At 55.0% G+C, this 16,017-nt stretch carries 15 protein-coding genes and 1 tRNA gene; 7 read left to right on the top strand and 9 right to left on the bottom strand.

The genetic code is table 11. From position 1 onward, the window contains the following. Positions 1-19 precede the first annotated feature (19 nt). The 3 genes from BJP08_RS03410 to acnA form a co-directional block, all read right to left on the bottom strand. Positions 20-748 (bottom strand): glutamine amidotransferase, encoded by a 729-nt coding sequence (locus BJP08_RS03410; RefSeq protein WP_071568268.1) that lies wholly within the window; start codon positions 746-748, stop codon positions 20-22. Positions 749-774: 26 nt separating this feature from the next. Continuing rightward, positions 775-1,338, bottom strand: a complete 564-nt coding sequence (locus BJP08_RS03405; RefSeq protein WP_071568267.1) for a TetR/AcrR family transcriptional regulator — start codon at positions 1,336-1,338, stop codon at positions 775-777. Positions 1,339-1,451: 113 nt separating this feature from the next. Further along, on the bottom strand, positions 1,452-4,232 hold the full coding sequence (gene acnA, locus BJP08_RS03400; protein WP_071568266.1) for an aconitate hydratase AcnA: 2,781 nt from the start codon (positions 4,230-4,232) through the stop codon (positions 1,452-1,454). Positions 4,233-4,522: 290 nt separating this feature from the next. Here acnA and BJP08_RS03395 point away from each other — a divergent pair, with 290 nt between their 5' ends. The 3 genes from BJP08_RS03395 to BJP08_RS03385 all read left to right on the top strand — a co-directional run bounded on the left by BJP08_RS03395 (position 4,523) and on the right by BJP08_RS03385 (position 8,183). Next, positions 4,523-5,008, top strand: a complete 486-nt coding sequence (locus BJP08_RS03395) for a DUF6676 family protein (RefSeq protein WP_071568265.1) — start codon at positions 4,523-4,525, stop codon at positions 5,006-5,008. Positions 5,009-5,557: 549 nt separating this feature from the next. Then, positions 5,558-7,105 carry an NlpC/P60 family protein gene (locus BJP08_RS03390; protein ID WP_369816392.1) on the top strand — a complete coding sequence of 516 codons (1,548 nt, stop codon included), beginning with the start codon at positions 5,558-5,560 and terminating at the stop codon, positions 7,103-7,105. Between the two features lie 19 nt (positions 7,106-7,124). After that, the gene (locus BJP08_RS03385; RefSeq protein WP_083428385.1) at positions 7,125-8,183 is read left to right on the top strand and encodes a ferrochelatase; all 1,059 of its coding nucleotides are present in this window, start codon (positions 7,125-7,127) and stop codon (positions 8,181-8,183) included. On the opposite strand, the gene BJP08_RS03380 is transcribed toward BJP08_RS03385, so the two are convergent. Beyond that, a complete protein-coding gene (locus BJP08_RS03380) occupies positions 8,180-8,926 on the bottom strand; it encodes a hypothetical protein (RefSeq protein ID WP_071568263.1) in 747 nt (248 codons plus the stop codon). The genes BJP08_RS03385 and BJP08_RS03380 overlap by 4 nt on opposite strands. 33 nt (positions 8,927-8,959) lie before the next feature. On the opposite strand from BJP08_RS03380, the gene BJP08_RS03375 reads away from it, so the two are divergent. The 3 genes from BJP08_RS03375 to BJP08_RS03365 are packed head-to-tail and all read left to right on the top strand — an operon-like array spanning position 8,960 to position 11,458. Continuing rightward, complete coding sequence (locus tag BJP08_RS03375) at positions 8,960-9,805, top strand: DUF3097 domain-containing protein (protein WP_071568262.1); 846 nt, start codon at positions 8,960-8,962, stop codon at positions 9,803-9,805. Between the two features lie 25 nt (positions 9,806-9,830). After that, positions 9,831-10,262, top strand: coding sequence for an NfeD family protein (locus tag BJP08_RS03370; RefSeq protein ID WP_071568580.1), 432 nt, complete (start codon positions 9,831-9,833; stop codon positions 10,260-10,262). After that, positions 10,262-11,458, top strand: coding sequence for an SPFH domain-containing protein (locus BJP08_RS03365; RefSeq protein ID WP_071568261.1), 1,197 nt, complete (start codon positions 10,262-10,264; stop codon positions 11,456-11,458). The genes BJP08_RS03370 and BJP08_RS03365 overlap by 1 nt, the downstream gene beginning before the upstream one ends. Here BJP08_RS03365 and BJP08_RS03360 read toward each other — a convergent pair. The 5 genes from BJP08_RS03360 to BJP08_RS03340 form a co-directional block, all read right to left on the bottom strand. Further along, complete coding sequence (locus BJP08_RS03360; protein WP_071568260.1) at positions 11,436-11,984, bottom strand: MarR family transcriptional regulator; 549 nt, start codon at positions 11,982-11,984, stop codon at positions 11,436-11,438. The two genes, BJP08_RS03365 and BJP08_RS03360, sit on opposite strands and share 23 nt — an antisense overlap. 52 nt (positions 11,985-12,036) lie before the next feature. Continuing rightward, positions 12,037-12,657 (bottom strand): TVP38/TMEM64 family protein, encoded by a 621-nt coding sequence (locus BJP08_RS03355; protein ID WP_255364765.1) that lies wholly within the window; start codon positions 12,655-12,657, stop codon positions 12,037-12,039. 91 nt (positions 12,658-12,748) lie between these two features. Next, positions 12,749-12,834: transfer RNA gene (locus BJP08_RS03350), tRNA-Leu, on the bottom strand. 105 nt (positions 12,835-12,939) lie between these two features. Beyond that, entirely contained in the window at positions 12,940-14,049 is a 1,110-nt protein-coding gene (locus BJP08_RS03345) for a quinone-dependent dihydroorotate dehydrogenase (RefSeq protein WP_071568258.1), read from the bottom strand. 2 nt (positions 14,050-14,051) lie between these two features. Next, positions 14,052-15,134 (bottom strand): hypothetical protein, encoded by a 1,083-nt coding sequence (locus BJP08_RS03340; protein ID WP_071568257.1) that lies wholly within the window; start codon positions 15,132-15,134, stop codon positions 14,052-14,054. On the opposite strand from BJP08_RS03340, the gene BJP08_RS03335 reads away from it, so the two are divergent. After that, positions 15,133-15,990, top strand: a complete 858-nt coding sequence (locus BJP08_RS03335; protein ID WP_071568256.1) for an undecaprenyl-diphosphate phosphatase — start codon at positions 15,133-15,135, stop codon at positions 15,988-15,990. The two genes, BJP08_RS03340 and BJP08_RS03335, sit on opposite strands and share 2 nt — an antisense overlap. Positions 15,991-16,017 lie beyond the last annotated feature (27 nt).

Below are 16,017 nucleotides of genomic sequence, written 5' to 3'. Positions count from 1 at the left end.
GAAAACCCGTTGCATCTATTCAACCCGCGCAGTACTGCGCAAATGATTCCAAAATCCTGTTTGCCCACGATACGTCGTGAAGGGGGAGTCCCTTCACGATCGCGTCATAGTCCTCCGGTGAGAAATACCCGTAATCAGCAAAGAAATCCATGCGAGTCTGCATTGCTTGAGCGTCCATCTCTGCGTGAAACTGCGTCGCCCAAACATGATCGCCGTAGCGGACCATTTGCACTGGGCAGCTGCTCCCCACTGCCAATACTTCGAGAGAGGGCGGGAGAGCGGTCTCATCAGGATTCTCCGTGTGCCCAGTTAGCGCAGTGAAGCTCTGCGGGATTCCCTGAAGGAGGGCGTCGCGTTTGCCAGCATCAGAAAGCGCTACTTGAGTCGGGCCGGAGTCCTCAGGGTGCGTGCGCACGATACTCCCGCCGAGGTAGTGCACTAGCCAACTCGTACCAAAACAAACAAAAAACACAGGTTTTCCAGATTCCACCACCTCAGTGAGCACGGCATCAACATGCTGTGCCCATGCAGAGGTGTGATCATCTGAGACGTTTAGGGAGCAACCCCCAACGATTACGCCGTTCACTGAGTCCAACGAACTCAGCTGAGCATGTTCGTCGGAGATGTGGCAGAGCTCTATAGCCGACTGATCCATCTTCGTTGCTTTGAGCACGTCGTTGTACTCGGCCTGGGCAACATCATCACCGATCTCACCATTTCGCAGCGATACTAAAAGCAACTTAGACATGACGAACAGTCTATATCTCCCGGTAGCTAGCCAGAAACCGAAGAACGAACAGACTGCTCGACAACGTCAAGCATTGCTTCCAATTGTGCTGGCGGTTCGCCTGCAGCCAACTTGATGATGAACCCTTCCAGAACAGTTTCTAGATAGGTTTGCATCACTTCAATCGGCACATCTTTCCGCATAGCCGTGTTCGATTCAAGCCTCTTTCGTACGGCCTCATCAAGCACTTCTTGATGCTTCCTCCACCGTTCTTCAAACATTGGATCCGTGCGGAGCTTCCGAACGATTTCTGAACGCGTCACAAACCAGTCGTTGTCTTCGGGGTGCTGCAAAAGATCATGCATGACCTCGACAAGGCCCTGCCGACTCACCACCTCGGCTTGGCGTTCAGCGTCTTCACTCGCAATGGCCAGAAACAGCGTCTCTTTATCTACAAAGTGATGAAAGATAGCACCCCGCGTCTTGCCAGTAGCCTTTTCCAAACGAGCTACAGTAGCCCCTTCAAACCCGTACTTGGCGAAGCATGCCCTGGATGCATCCAAGATTTCTTTGCGACGCCGCGCGAGCTCTGTATCACTAATGATCGGCATAGTCAGACGCTCAACCTTTCGAGCAAGTAAATGCATACATAGAAGAAAAAGAAAGACTTAAGGGGCCGCCACATGACGCGGAGACCCCTCAAGCATATTACGCAGCTGCGGTGTTAGTTCTTGACCATCTGGCGCAGGACGTACTGAAGAATACCACCGTGGCGGTAGTACTCAGCCTCACCTGGTGTATCTACGCGGACAACAGCATCAAATTCAACCGTTTCGCCGGAGTCCTTCTCTGCGGAAACACGAACGGTCTCAGGGATTGTACCGTTTTCGTTGAACGCCGTGATGCCGCTGATGGAAATCGTCTCAGTGCCGTCGAGACCGAGCGAGGCGTGCGACTTGCCTGCAGGGAACTGCAGAGGCAACACGCCCATGCCGATGAGGTTCGAACGGTGAATACGCTCGAAGGATTCGGCGATGACAGCACGGACGCCGAGCAGCTTCGTGCCCTTGGCAGCCCAGTCACGGGAAGACCCGGTACCGTATTCCTTACCCGCCAGGACAACGAGCGGAATACCAGCGGCTTCGTAGTTCTGCGCTGCATCGTAGATGAATGCCTGTGGCGAGCCCTCCTGAGTGAAGTCACGAGTGTAGCCACCGGCATCCTCGACGAGCTCGTTGCGAAGACGAATGTTCGCGAACGTACCCCGGACCATAACTTCATGGTTACCGCGACGGGAGCCGAAGGAGTTGTAGTCCTGACGCTTCACGCCATTCGCATCCAGGTAGTTTGCGGCAGGCGTTCCAGGCTTAATGGACGAAGCAGGGGAGATGTGGTCCGTCGTCACAGAGTCGCCCAGCTTGGCAAGTACGCGGGCCCCCTTAATGTCGGCGACATCGTTTGGCTCTGCCGGCATTCCGTCGAAGTACGGAGCCTTGCGGATGTAGGTGGAATCGTCGTTCCACTCGAAGGTCTTGCCGGTTGGGATATCGAGTTCCTGCCACTGCTTGTCGCCCTTGAAGACGTCAGCGTAGTCAGCCTCGTACATCTCACGGGAGATCGTGCCGGCGATAGTGGACTCAATCTCCTCAGTGGAAGGCCATACATCCTTCAGGAAGACGTCGTTGCCGTCCTGGTCCTGACCGAGAGGTTGCGTCTCGAAATCGAAGTCCATCGTACCCGCGATGGAGTAAGCGATGACGAGCAGAGGCGATGCCAGGTAATTCATCTTCACGTCAGGCGAAATGCGACCCTCGAAGTTACGGTTGCCGGACAGTACTGCCGTAGCGGTCAGGTCGTACTCATTGATGGCGTCGGAAACTTCCGTAGGAAGAGGACCAGAGTTACCGATGCAGGATGCACAGCCGAAGCCAGTGAGGTAAAAGCCGACGGCCTCGAGATCCTTCCAAAGGTCAGCACGCTCATAGTAACCGTCGACGACCTGGGAGCCAGGAGCCATGATCGTCTTAACCCATGGCTTTGCCTTCAGGCCCTTTTCTGCCGCCTTGCGCGCGAGCAGTGCAGCGCCAACCATCACCGAAGGGTTGGAGGTGTTGGTGCACGAAGTGATCGCTGCGATCGCTACCATGCCGTGGTCAAGGGTGTACTCGCCACCTTGCGGAGATTCAACGATCACTGGCTTCGAAGCGCGTCCCTCAGCGCCCGCCGCAGCGGATTCACCGTTTGCTGGCCAGGACTGGTTGAAATCAACCGTATCAACCTTGGCTGCGCGAACCGGCTCGAAAGTTTTGTCACCAGCGTCGTTGTAGTCCGGCAGCTGCTTACGGAATGTCTCCTTAGACTCGGACAAGAGGATGCGGTCCTGTGGACGCTTCGGACCGGCGATCGACGGCACTACCGTCGACAGGTCAAGCTCCAGGTACTCTGAGTACTTGGCTTCAGGAGCGTCCTGCTCCAGCCACATTCCCTGTGCCTTGGCGTATGCCTCCACGCGGTCGATATCCTCCTGGGAACGACCCGTGAGATGGAGGTAGTTAATGGTCTCTTCATCGATCGGGAAGATTGCACAGGTGGAACCGAACTCCGGCGACATGTTGCCGATTGTTGCGCGGTTTGCAAGCGGGATCTGCTTCACACCATTGCCGTAGAACTCAACAAACTTCTGGACGACACCGTGCTCACGGAGCATTTCGGTGATGGTCAGCACGACATCAGTTGCGGTGACGCCGGCGGGAATTTCACCAGTGAGCTTGAAACCAACCACACGTGGAATCAACATCGAGACGGGCTGGCCAAGCATTGCAGCTTCAGCTTCGATGCCGCCAACGCCCCAGCCCAAAATGCCAAGGCCGTTCTCCATGGTGGTGTGGGAGTCGGTACCGATACACGTATCTGGGTATGCAACGCCGTCATTATCGAATACAACGCGGGAAAGGTACTCAATGTTGACCTGGTGAACGATACCGGTTCCTGGTGGAACAACGCGGAAGTTTGAGAAGTTCTCCGCGCCCCAGCGCAAGAACTGGTAGCGCTCTTCGTTGCGCTGGTACTCAATTGCCACGTTCTTATCAAGCGCGTTGGTGGAACCAAAGGCTTCGATAATCACCGAGTGGTCAATGACCATCTCAGCAGGGTTCAGCGGGTTCACCTGATCAGGATCGCCACCGAGTGTCGAGACTGCTTCACGCATCGTAGCCAAGTCAACAACACAAGGAACGCCGGTAAAGTCCTGCATCAGAACGCGAGCCGGCGTGAACTGAATCTCTACAGATGGCTCAGCATCCGGGTCCCAGTTCGCGATTGCCTCGATGTGCTTCTTGGTGACATTCTTCCCGTCCTCAGTGCGAAGAAGGTTTTCACCAAGAACCTTGAGGGAGTATGGAAGTTTCTCCATGCCTTCAACCGCATCAAGCGCGAAGTAGTCATAGGACTTTTCGCCGACCTGAAGCGACTTCTTGGCATTGAAGGAGTTCTTGCTTTCGGTCACAGTAAGCTCCGTTTCTTGTCGTAAACCAGATAAGTTGGAACAAGGTCCAAACGGCTAACCTCAAAGATATGCGATTAGCCGCCTATACGTCCCGATGATAACAGTACGGATGTAATGTTTGTTGCTCAACAGTGTTATTTTCGGGAGAATTCAACCGAATCCCCCCATTCGGGGCACGATCCGCATGGGCGGTAGGGTTGGAAACGTCAATACGGGGGAGTCACGGGTCAATACGGCACGACTGGATAAAATGGGCCACTAAACCAACCACAGAGGGATGAATCCGAGCCATGCAGTATCAAAACCCTGACCCAAGATTCGAAAGCCTTGTAGAACAGCTCAACATTGACGGCATTGCATTCGAAACCATTAACGATGAGACGATTGCGCTCAAGCGATCTTTGGTCACAGCCCTAGAGAGTGCTCACGAAAAATCCGACGTAAACGTAGGACTGGTTTTCCTCGACTCCACTCCGCCTCACGTACCCAATTTGCGGGATCTTGCGCAGGACTTGCATCTCGCCACGGGGATCGAAACCATCTACATTCGCACCCCGGAAGTCGCCATCGCCACATCTGAGGAGTTTCATCGGTCCGCGCTAGAGGCCGGACAGATCGCCGCCGTACAAGCGCCCAATTATGAGGATGGGGTTACGAGATTTCTCCAGGAAGCATCCTCCCAACAGCTCAGCTGGCCGTTAGCGCTCCTGGCCGTAGCCGCAGTGCTCATAGTCGCCTGCTGTGTGACCGTAGCCCAAAATTTTCGTCAAGTTTAAATACTTGACCATTCAAAACCTCGCCTTGGTGTAACCATAATCACATTTAATCACCTGCGACCGGGGAGCTCCAGGTCAAGGCACTGGCCGTCAAGTGAAAAAGCTTAACTTCTGTTACTGGAGATAAAGTTTGTGTAACAAATTGATTAAGTGTCGTATGGTTTATTTGTTGCCTCAAGAGTTGAGGTGTGTCGCATACGTATCCGTTGCAACCCTCTAGTCAAGGAGATTGCACTGACCTAGAACGCGCGTGGTTCAGTCAAACCACGTTGCAGTTTTGCGGCGCTCACAACGATGAGGCGGTTTTCAGTAGTCGATTTAACAGAGCCGCACTTGCCTCGGCGGGTGGAGTCCTCGAAAGTCGTGCGCGCTTTCACGCGAGCTAGTCACTCGCTGGCGAACACGGTGGGTGATTCTGCGTGCCTTCAAGCTGCGTGCGGCGTGAGGAGCACCTTCGTGGTTACCCCATCGAAGCGCACGCCTTCGCGTGCTCGCCAGGTTTGGTCCAGCACCATTGCGTGTTCAACCACTTTTGCTTTGGCTTTGTCACTGAGCTCGCCTGTGACCCCCGCAGTAGCTACGCCTGGAGGTCCGTCCGCAGCGTCCAATCTCGTAGCCAAACTGTCAGCGTCACAGGCCGAGATTGCAGAGTTAGACCTCAAGATCGGTGAGCTTCGAGAGGCGGCGAACCGTGCATTCGTGGATTTGCACGATGCCCAGTCTCGTTCTGAGCAAGCTCGTCGTGGTGCTGAGGAGGCCAAGCGACGTTTGGAGCAGTCGCAGCTCGCTGTTGAGAAGGCAAGGGCTGAGCTTTCGGCTGTGACACGATCGCAATACCGTAATTCCACTGGTGGGAATCCGCTACAGTCGCTTGGTGGCGAGCAGTCGCAAAAGGACGTTTTGGACCGCTCGCTTTTCCTCCGTCAACGCAGTGAGGAGAAGCAACAGAAATTAGCCGAAGTCGAGCAAGCTCGCCTCGAAGCAGCGAACGACGAGTCGCTTCAGCGCCAAGCGAGTGACCTGGCACAGCAGGCAGCGGAGGAGGCAGCGATTGCCGAAGCCACGACCCGTTCCGAGCTCGATTCTCTGTCCACCCAGCTCGACGGGGTCGTCCAAGAACGTGAGATCGCTGCTGCCGAACTGAACAGTGTTGAAGAGGACGTCGCCCGTGAACGCGGTACGTCTGGTCACTCGGCATCGCAACAGCCGCAGGTGCAAGATGTACCAGCAGAACCATATGAAGTGGCCCCTGAGCTTCTTGACGCCGTAGAAGAGCGGGTACATGAGATTGCCCCAGGTGCAAATGCCCCAAATGAGCAGGCACTTGTTCAAGCGGTCAATACCGCACAGCGCACCGGAGGATTTGTGGATGTCTCCAACCAATCTGATACCCCACAGCTCGAGTATTCCGAAGGAACCGACGTCACTGATTTACTGACGCAAGCAGCGAGCATTGCAGCGGCAGAAGCTCTCGTAGGGTCTTCGCAGCCTGACCATTCTGAAACGGTGAGTCCTTACGGTGGGTCGAGTACCAGCGACGTCATCGCTGCTTTCGCGCAGGGGCTTAATAGCGTCCTCGCTGCAGATTCCGCTGCTGCCCAACCAGACTCTGCCACTTCTGATCTGTCCCAGGTCGTCCCAGCGGTGGGCACATTCGAATCGATTACGAATGACATACTCTCCACTTTGGCGCCGCCGGCAAATTCTTCGTCCGTAGAGACGGTAATCGCGCGCGCTGAAGCTATGATCGGCACACCGTACGTGTGGGGTGGTGGTGACGCTAATGGCCCGACCGTTGGCGTCAACGGTGGAAGCATGTCTGGTTTTGACTGCTCCGGGCTTGTGCTTTACGCCTTCGCAGGCGTTGGTATTTCTCTGCCCCACTACACAGGCTACCAGTATCAGCGTGGAACACCGGTGGCTCCGAGCGAAGCGCAGCGAGGCGACCTCTTATTCTGGGGTCCTGGCGGTAGCCAACACGTAGCGATTTATCTCGGCGATGGCATGATGATCGAAGCGCCTCAAGCTGGTCAGAATGTACAAATTTCTCCAGTTCGATGGGCTGGTATGTCCGCGAATGCGGTTCGTCTGCTGTAGTTCATTAGAATCAAACACCATGTCACTCAAAGATTTCGATGCATTGCTCTTGCTTTCGTTTGGTGGTCCTGAAGGCAACGACGAGGTAATTCCTTTCCTCGAGAACGTAACGCGAGGGCGGGGCATCCCAAAGGAGCGATTAGAAAAAGTTGGTGAGCACTATTTCCATTTCGGTGGTGTAAGCCCGATCAATGGCCAAAACCTCGAAATAGCTGAACAGTTGCGTGCTGTGCTGAAAGCACGCGGGCATGAGCTTCCGGTTTATTTCGGTAATCGAAACTGGCATCCCTTCGCAGAGGATACGGCCCGCGAGATGTCGGAAGCTGGTCACCGAAATATTTTAGTGTTCGCCACTAGCGCATGGGGCGGATATTCTGCTTGCCGCCAGTATGATGAAGACATCGCGCGGCTGCACCAGGCTCACCCGGAATTACACTTTACAAAGCTGTGGCAGTTCTACGCTCACCCCACGTTCGTTCGGCTCACAGGTGACTTCCTGAAACAAGCGGTGGCGTCGATAGATAGCAAAGAGCTTTCAACTACCCGGATCCTTTTCTCGGCACATTCAATTCCCACCGCAGCAGACAAAGCTGCGGGCGGCCATGATGACCCGAACCTGTACTCACGACAGGTGCTTGAAGCGTCGAAACTTGTTGCAGAGCACGCTGGGGTGCATTCGTATGAAAATGTTTGGCAGTCACGCTCCGGCGATCCTCGCACGCCATGGTTAGAACCAGACATTGTCGACCGAGTTAAGGAACTCCGCCAGGAGGACGTAACTCATATCATTTGCGTACCGATCGGCTTTTTGACTGACCATATGGAAGTCGTGTGGGACCTTGACACTGAACTGAAGGCCGCGTGTGATGAACTAGGCATCGCGTTAACAAGAGTGTCAACTATTGGGCTAGAGCCTAAGTTCGCCGAAATGATTGTCGACATCGCGGAGTGCATTAGTCAAGGTACGACGCCTCCTACGCTGTCAACGACTACCGTGCAGGGCTGTACGGAAAACGGCACTCCCTGTCACGTCGACTGCTGTGCTTCGATTCGACCACGACCCCATAAACAGCTCTAAACAGCTCTAAAATCCCGTACAGCTTCGGCAACACCTGCGGTTCGAGCCTTTCGTATGCTCTTGCCTAAGACCAGCAAGTGCTGGTCAAAGGAGTGGTCCCCGAGGCGTTCTTTAACGGTTTCAATGATGGCGGACACCATGTCAGCGCGGGCAAAGATTTGAGCCGCTCGTGGAGTGGTTGCAAAAGGTAGGCCCGGGGTGTCATAAAAGTCGCTAATGTGACCGACAGCCAGTCGAGGCGATGACAGAGTTTCGTTGGGATGCGCCACTGCTTCAATCATTGTCGCCGCCTGCTCTACGGCTGCCCGCAGCATGTGATCGGCTTCTCCTGGAGACAGCCAGTCAGGCTCAGGCGGACGTCGAGAGTCCTCGAACCATCGCCAGTGGACGCCGTCGGCTTCGAAGCTGGGGACCAGTACGTGATAGAGATCGTCAACGCCGATGACGATTAAAGCTCCGGATTCTGTTAGTGCTTTCGCAGCCGGCGTGTGGGCCCACAGCGCAGGTGCGTCTCCGGCCCCTCCGAGGACCAGCCTCACGACGGGCTCCTGGGACTCTAGGTCGGCGACCCGTCGGATTTCTGCAAGCAGTTCCACGCCACTACCCGTGCCGAAATGGTAGGGCCCGCCTAGATCTTCAAGCGCTGCGAGCGTCTCATCTGTCGACGTGACGTGATACAGCCACGCAGCAATCCAAACAGCAGTGTTTTGAAGTGGTGAATAAACCTGCGCGCGAAGAGTCATTTGTCTGATATTAACCGATACACTAGTGCCACTATGACACCGGATAATCGTTACAGTGGAGATATTTTTCAAGGCCACGCGCGCAATCGGAGGCCTGCTTACCCCATCATTCCTGCGGAACCGGGGATCATCGTCGAGATCGTAGGCAACGACTTTGTCGGTGCGGTGGTCGGTTTCGAGCGTACATATGACGGCGATTTCGTCCGTCTCGAAGACAGGCACGGACGACAACGGCTTTTTAAAATGCTTCCCGGGGCGTTTGAGGTAGAAGGACAGCGTGTCTCGTTACGTCGCTATGTCACTCCGCGGCAGTCCGTGGGCACACATTCAAACTCTGGTTCTCGCAGGGTGGAAAATGCGCGGGCGAAAGTCGCCCAGCCCAGTCGAATTTGGGTGGAAGGCATTCATGACGCTGCAATCGTGCAAAAAGTCTGGGGACACGACCTGAAAGTCGAGGGAGTGGTAGTCGAATATCTTGAAGGGCTCGACAACTTGAACGAGAGGCTCAAGGAATTTCAACCAGGGCCCGGACGCCGTATCGGCGTGCTTGCAGACCACCTCATCGAGGGGACCAAAGAGTCCAGGCTCGTCGAAGGCGTTGGACCGCATGTACTGGTCACAGGCCATCCATATATCGATATTTGGGAAGCAGTGAAGCCAGAAAAGGTGGGGTTGAAGAGCTGGCCGAAAGTCCCCTACGGGGAGGATTGGAAAACCGGCGTGTGCCAACGTGTGGGGTGGGGAAGTCCGAAAGATGGCTGGAGGCGTGTGTACTCCGCTGTCGAAACTTACCGAGATTTGGATTCCACCCTTATCGGTGCAGTTGAGAGGCTTGTCGATTTTGTAACAAATGAGCAGTTGAAAAAATCAGACTGCTAATCGGAGTCTTTTGTATAGTGAAATCGTGGGTAGTCTTATTTGGCTAGGCATTGCCATAGCATTCGCAGTTGCTGAGCTCGCCGTCGGAGAATTTACTTTCCTCATGATTGCGGCGGGCGCGCTTACTACGTCTGCGATCGCACTTGCCGGGGTGCCTCTGGGGGTTGAAATCGGGGCGTTCATTATTGCTTCGGCCGGCTTCTGGTTTCTTCTCAGGCCATATCTGCACCGGCGACTGCGTCGCTCATCAGCTGTGGGCGAGTTGGGGCCGTCACTCATTGGTGCAAGGGCACGAGTAGTTGAGGAGATCACACCTGACAGCGGGCAGATTCAATTGGACGGATCGCTTTGGTCCGCGCGAGCGATCGATCCAAGCCACACCATTAAGCCTGGTTCCACAGTCACTGTTTCAGATATAGATGGCCCGATAGCGGTCGTCTGGAAGGAGTCGCCATAATGGCCTTGGTAATACTCGGCCTGCTACTCATCTTGGCAATCGCGGTACTGCTCGCATCAGTGAAGCTTATTCCGCAAGGTGAGTCAGCGGTTATTGAACGTCTTGGGTCTTACACCAGGACCGTGTCCGGCGGATTGACGTTACTCGTCCCATTCATTGATCGGGTGCGGGCACGCGTTGATACTCGTGAGAGAGTCGTTTCGTTCCCACCCCAAGCGGTAATTACGCAGGACAACCTCACAGTCGCCATCGACATCGTCGTGACCTTTCAGATCAATGATCCGGCGAAAGCCATTTACGGCGTCGACAATTACTTGGTTGGCGTTGAACAGATTTCCGTCGCCACCCTGCGGGATGTCGTCGGCGGCATGACGCTTGAGGAGACCTTGACTTCTCGCGAAACCATCAATAGGCGCCTGAGGGGTGAGCTCGATGCCGCTACGGCCAAGTGGGGGCTCCGCATTAGTCGCGTAGAGCTGAAAGCGATTGATCCGCCTCCATCGATTCAGCAGTCGATGGAGATGCAGATGAAAGCCGATCGTGAAAAGCGCGCAATGATTCTCACCGCTGAAGGTAAGCGGGAGTCCGATATTAAGACTGCGGAGGGTGAGAAGCAGGCCCGCATCCTCTCTGCTGAAGGTGAAAAGCACGCTGCGATTCTTGCAGCAGAGGCCGAACGCCAAGCAATGATTCTGCGCGCAGAAGGTGAGCGGGCTGCGAAGTACCTTGAGTCGCAGGGTGAGGCCCGAGCTATTCAAAAGGTCAACGCCGCGATCAAGTCTTCTGAAGTTACTCCGGAGATGCTCGCGTATCAGTACCTCGAGAAGCTGCCCAAGATCGCAGCAAACGAAGCGTCTACCATGTGGATGATCCCGAATAGCTTTGGTGATTCACTTGAACAGTTTGCCAAGGCTTTCGCAGGCAAAGACAGCGATGGTGTTTTCCGATACGAACCTCAACGCGCAGATTCAGAAACCCGCGCAATGGCTGGCGAAGACGACAGCACTGATCAGTGGTTTGATACTTCCACCGACCCTGAGCTAGCTAGAGCTCTGGCGGAGGCACGTGCTGTCGCGAACAAGCACGTTGATGACCCTGACCCGACGAACGCATTCGATGAAACCGCCGTGCAGTCCGAAACACCGCAAGTTGCAAAACCGGAAGCATACAGAGCTATCGAGCCGCTCGACGAATAAGATGTAGCGCAAGCTTCCAGCCTGCCTGTTCAGCCTGCCACCCGGCTGCTTGCAGGCGCTGGCTCATGGCTTGCTTCGATATGCCCAGTTCGGCTGCAGCTTCGTTCTGGTTCAATCCGGAACGTACGAGGGCCGTGGCTTCACGACCCTCGTACGTTCGCTTATGAAGAATGTAAGCAAGCAGAGCAAACGTGGCAGAAATATCCTCTGATTCGGTGTCTGTTGCTGTGGCGTCGGTAATAACCCTGACTTGAGCCGCACGAGTGCCAACAGCTTCAGTAGCGGCAAACTCTGCGCGACGCCTGCGCGTAATTCCGAGGCCGATCGCCCAATTTCCATCAGACAATAACGCCATGACGAGGTTCAGCGCGGTCTCGGGCCCATCCACCGTTGTTCGGATATCTTCAACTCCTACGATTTCAAACGGTGAAACACCTGGGAGCGTAGAAAGCGCATGGGCCGAAGACTCCACGAAGGCGGCGCGCCCTTTTTCGCGTCCACGGTAGCGTGCATGCACAGCAATCATGCGTTTATACTAGCGCGATTCGCGAAAGTACATGGCGGAGCCTTTACTTTTCTTATTGACGCCGCTTCGCAGGGTGGCGCGCGTCGATAATCAGCCCCGTCACACCGATCACGGACAAGCCGAATACCGCCGCAATCAGTATCGGATTTGCTTGACTGCTTAGAGTGTCGCCGAACAATGCGACGAGAATAGTATTGGGCGCTGAGCCAATCAGCGTTGCGCCCATGAACGGCAACAGCCGAACGCGGCTGAGGGCAGAGGCGTAGTTCATGACTGAGAAAGGGATACCGGGAATGAGACGCAAGCTCATCACTGCCAACCAACCCCGCTGTTCCAAACGTTCGTTAATCATGTGCAGCTTTGGGTGGGATATTTTGCTTTCAACCCAGTCTCGTAACAGGAAGCGAACAACAGTGAGCGACAGGCCCGCTGAAACGGTCGTCGCGGTGATTGCAAGCACTATCCCGAACCATCCTCCGAACAGTACGCCAGAAGAAACTGTCAGCAATGTGCGGGGGATCGGGAATTGGGTAATCAGGACGTAGACTAACCAAAACACGACGGGGAACCAGGCACCCGTGCTATCCGCCCATTGGCGAAATGTAGATAGTGAAGGCACTTCGAAGAACCGCCATACCCACAACGCTATAGCGAGAAGCACCAAGATTACCATCACGCGGAGTGGTGATTGTTGGCGCATCTGTTTGACCCTCGCTTGTGATCTAGATAAGAAAAACCGGCTTCCGCTAGGAAGCCGGTCACTGTGCCCGGAGGGGGACTTGAACCCCCACGTCCGTTAATAGGACACTAGCACCTCAAGCTAGCGCGTCTGCCATTCCGCCACCCGGGCTGGGTGTTTGTTTTCAACCTCTCGGCTGGGCACTTGCACTACTATAGAGGGACGTTGAATCAAGATGCAAATCGCCAGTACAAGTGCCAGATCAGCCGTGTAAAACTAGCTGTTGAATGTGTCTACCCAAGGCAGGTCAGAGCCGACAGCTTCCTTGATATTGCTCAGCCCATGAGCTTCAAGTTGTCCCTTCAGCCCTTTGTGGATCCGGTAAATCCAGCCAGGACCTCCGTAGATCAACGGCGTATATCCCTGCAGAAGGCTCGCACCGGACGCGATACGCTCCCAAGCTTGTTCTGGCGTCGTAATACCGCCTGAGCTTACTAGAACGAGTTGGTCGCCCACCCGTGCGTGCAGACGTCGTAAAACCTCGAGTGCGCGCTCGTTTAATGGCGCACCTGAGATTCCGCCTGCACCCATAGCCTCTACCTCGGTAGCATCGGTCTTGAGGCCTTCTCGAGAGATGGTTGTATTCGTAGCAACGATGCCTGCCAAGTTCATCTCTACAGCGAGATCTGCAACGGCGTCGATGTCCTCGTCGCTGAGGTCTGGGGCAATCTTGATGAGTACCGGTGTCGTCGTCGCTGCTGTAACGACTTCAAGGATCGGTTTCAGCGACTCAACTGATTGCAGATTGCGCAGTCCTGGGGTGTTTGGAGATGACACGTTGACAACCAGGTAGTCCGCAAGCGGCCCGAGCACGGTTGCGGTAGCACGGTAGTCTCCGACCGCGTCTTCTGAGAGCTTATTCTTCCCAATGTTGATCCCGACGACTTCTGAGGTCTTCCGCCCTCGAAGATTCTCAGCAATGCGCAGCGCTCCATCGTTGTTGAAACCCATACGGTTCAGGATCGCTTTGTCTTTCGGCAAGCGGTAGAGCCGTGGGCGATCGTTACCCGGTTGAGCCTTCGGTGTCACCGTACCGAGCTCCGCGTAGCCGAATCCTACTGCAGACCATGTGTCCGGAGCCTCGGCATTTTTGTCAAACCCTGCCGCCAAACCGACTGGCGCGGGGAAGCGGACACCAAACAACTCCTGTTCGAGAAGAGGGCCGTCGACTCGCACAGCCCGAGTCATTGCGCGGCTCACTGGAGTGAGTCGCTGCAGCACTTTCAGCCCGCCCATAATGATGTCATGAATGCGCTCCGGCGAGATCTTGAACATTGCCCGAAGAGCAAGCCCATACGCTGTGTCGTACAAATTACATTGCTTCATATCTACTTGGCCTCACTATTTACGGGTGAAATGATTTGCAGTCCATTGCCTGACGCAGAGCCGATCAGCAAGGTTCCGTCGGAAAGCACTGCAATGCTCTGCGCATCTGAAACTGTACTCACCTGTGCACGCTCAACCGGAACGCCGTGGGAAATGTCATAGGCGGCGGCAAGGTTCTCCGCGGTTGAGGTGACCCAAGCCAATTGGTTCGCGCTGTCCCACGCGACATCCCAGGCACCGCTCGGCACCGGGGTGCTCTGCTGGAGACGGATAACGTCGTTCGTGGTGTATACGAGAAGCTGGTTTCCCGTTGCATCCGCTGCAAGTACCAGCCCGTGCTCACCAGCGGCCACCTTGCCAACGCCGAGCCCGGCGCGCAACGTCGCCCCCTGGCGCCCAGTTCCCCAATCAAGGTCCTGAATAGTGGTGTCAAATTTATTGACGCGCACTACGGAATCCGCGCCATCGTCCACGGGGACAGCTTGGAGTTGATCGGTTTCTCGTGCGACTGAGAACTCCTTCTTGAATTCACCGTTGTTATAGAGCCATACCGATTTGGAGCTTTGGCTTCCCGCTAGCACCTCACCACTTGATGTAACAGTCGCTGTACTCACCGGCGTGTCGACAGCAAGTTTGTGCATGCCTTCGCTATTCACAAGAGCAATATAGTCACCGCACCCTACTGCGAAATGCCCTGCGTTTGCTGAGACATCACCGCAGTTGGAGTCCATCTCAAACTTCTCCGCGCGATTGCCTTTAAACTGATCGAGGCTCCCAACGAAGAGCGCATCAGGTGTTCGCACAGCGATCAGGTCATTCGTCTGGTCTACATCGAGAATGGGACTAAATTGCAGGAGCTGTCCATCCGGGTGCTCCGATGGGGGAGACGCTACAGGCTCGGCGCTACCCATATTTATGGCGTCGTTCGGATCAACAACATCGGGAGTGCACGCCGCAACCGTCAGAGCGGCGATAGTAATTGGCACCATCGAGGCGACTTGTATTTTTGTTCTCACAGAGGTCAACCTTATCAATGCTGTGTCTATGTGGGGTTTTGACTTTGCAAGGGTAAGGTTTTGCAACATGATTGCCGCGTCCCAGTTAGCAGAGTCAATGACATGGGGACAAGTGATTGTCCTCTCGGTTGTCCAGGGTTTAACAGAGTTTCTTCCGGTTTCGTCTTCTGGCCATCTCCGAATCGTTTCTGAGCTCTTATGGGGTGCAGATGCCGGGGCAAGCTTTACCGCAGTGATTCAGCTCGGTACCGAACTAGCCGTCCTAGTCTTCTTTGCAAAAGACATCTGGAGATTCCTTTCCGGTTGGTGCGTGGGCCTTTTTGATAAGACCAGGCGCGGGTTCGACTACAAGATGGGCTGGATGGTCATCATCGGCACGATACCTGTCGGTGTGCTCGGTTTCGCGTTGAAAGATCTCATCCGCGAGAACTTCCGAAACCTTTGGATTACCGCAACGGTTCTTATCCTGTTTTCGTTCGTGTTTATTCTCGCAGAGAAAAAGGGCACAAAGAAGCGCAGTTTCGATCAACTCACAATCAAAGACGCCCTGGTGATGGGCTTGTGGCAGTGTTTGGCACTCATACCGGGGGTTTCGCGTTCCGGCGGCACAATTTCAGGTGGTCTGTTTTTGAATCTCGAGCGAGAAGTTGCGACCCGCTTCTCATTCCTGCTCGCTATCCCCGCAGTCCTTGCTTCGGGCATTTTTTCGTTGCCAGATGCGTTTGATCCGCAAGCAGGACAAGCGGCATCAGGCCTGCAGTTGCTCGTAGGAAGTGGTATCGCCTTTGTCTTGGGGTATGTTTCGATCGCGTGGCTGCTGAAGTTCGTGTCACACCACTCGTTTTCCTGGTTCGCTGCCTACCGTATTCCTCTCGGTATCATCGTGATGCTGCTGCTCGCCACAGGAGTGATGCAACCGGTGTAACTGCCGCTTCGGTTCGCCCACCAGCAA

Source organism: Corynebacterium sp. NML140438 (assembly GCF_001875725.1).
In the GTDB taxonomy this organism is placed as follows: Bacteria; Actinomycetota; Actinomycetes; order Mycobacteriales; family Mycobacteriaceae; genus Corynebacterium.
This window is presented reverse-complemented; position numbering and strand designations above follow the sequence as displayed.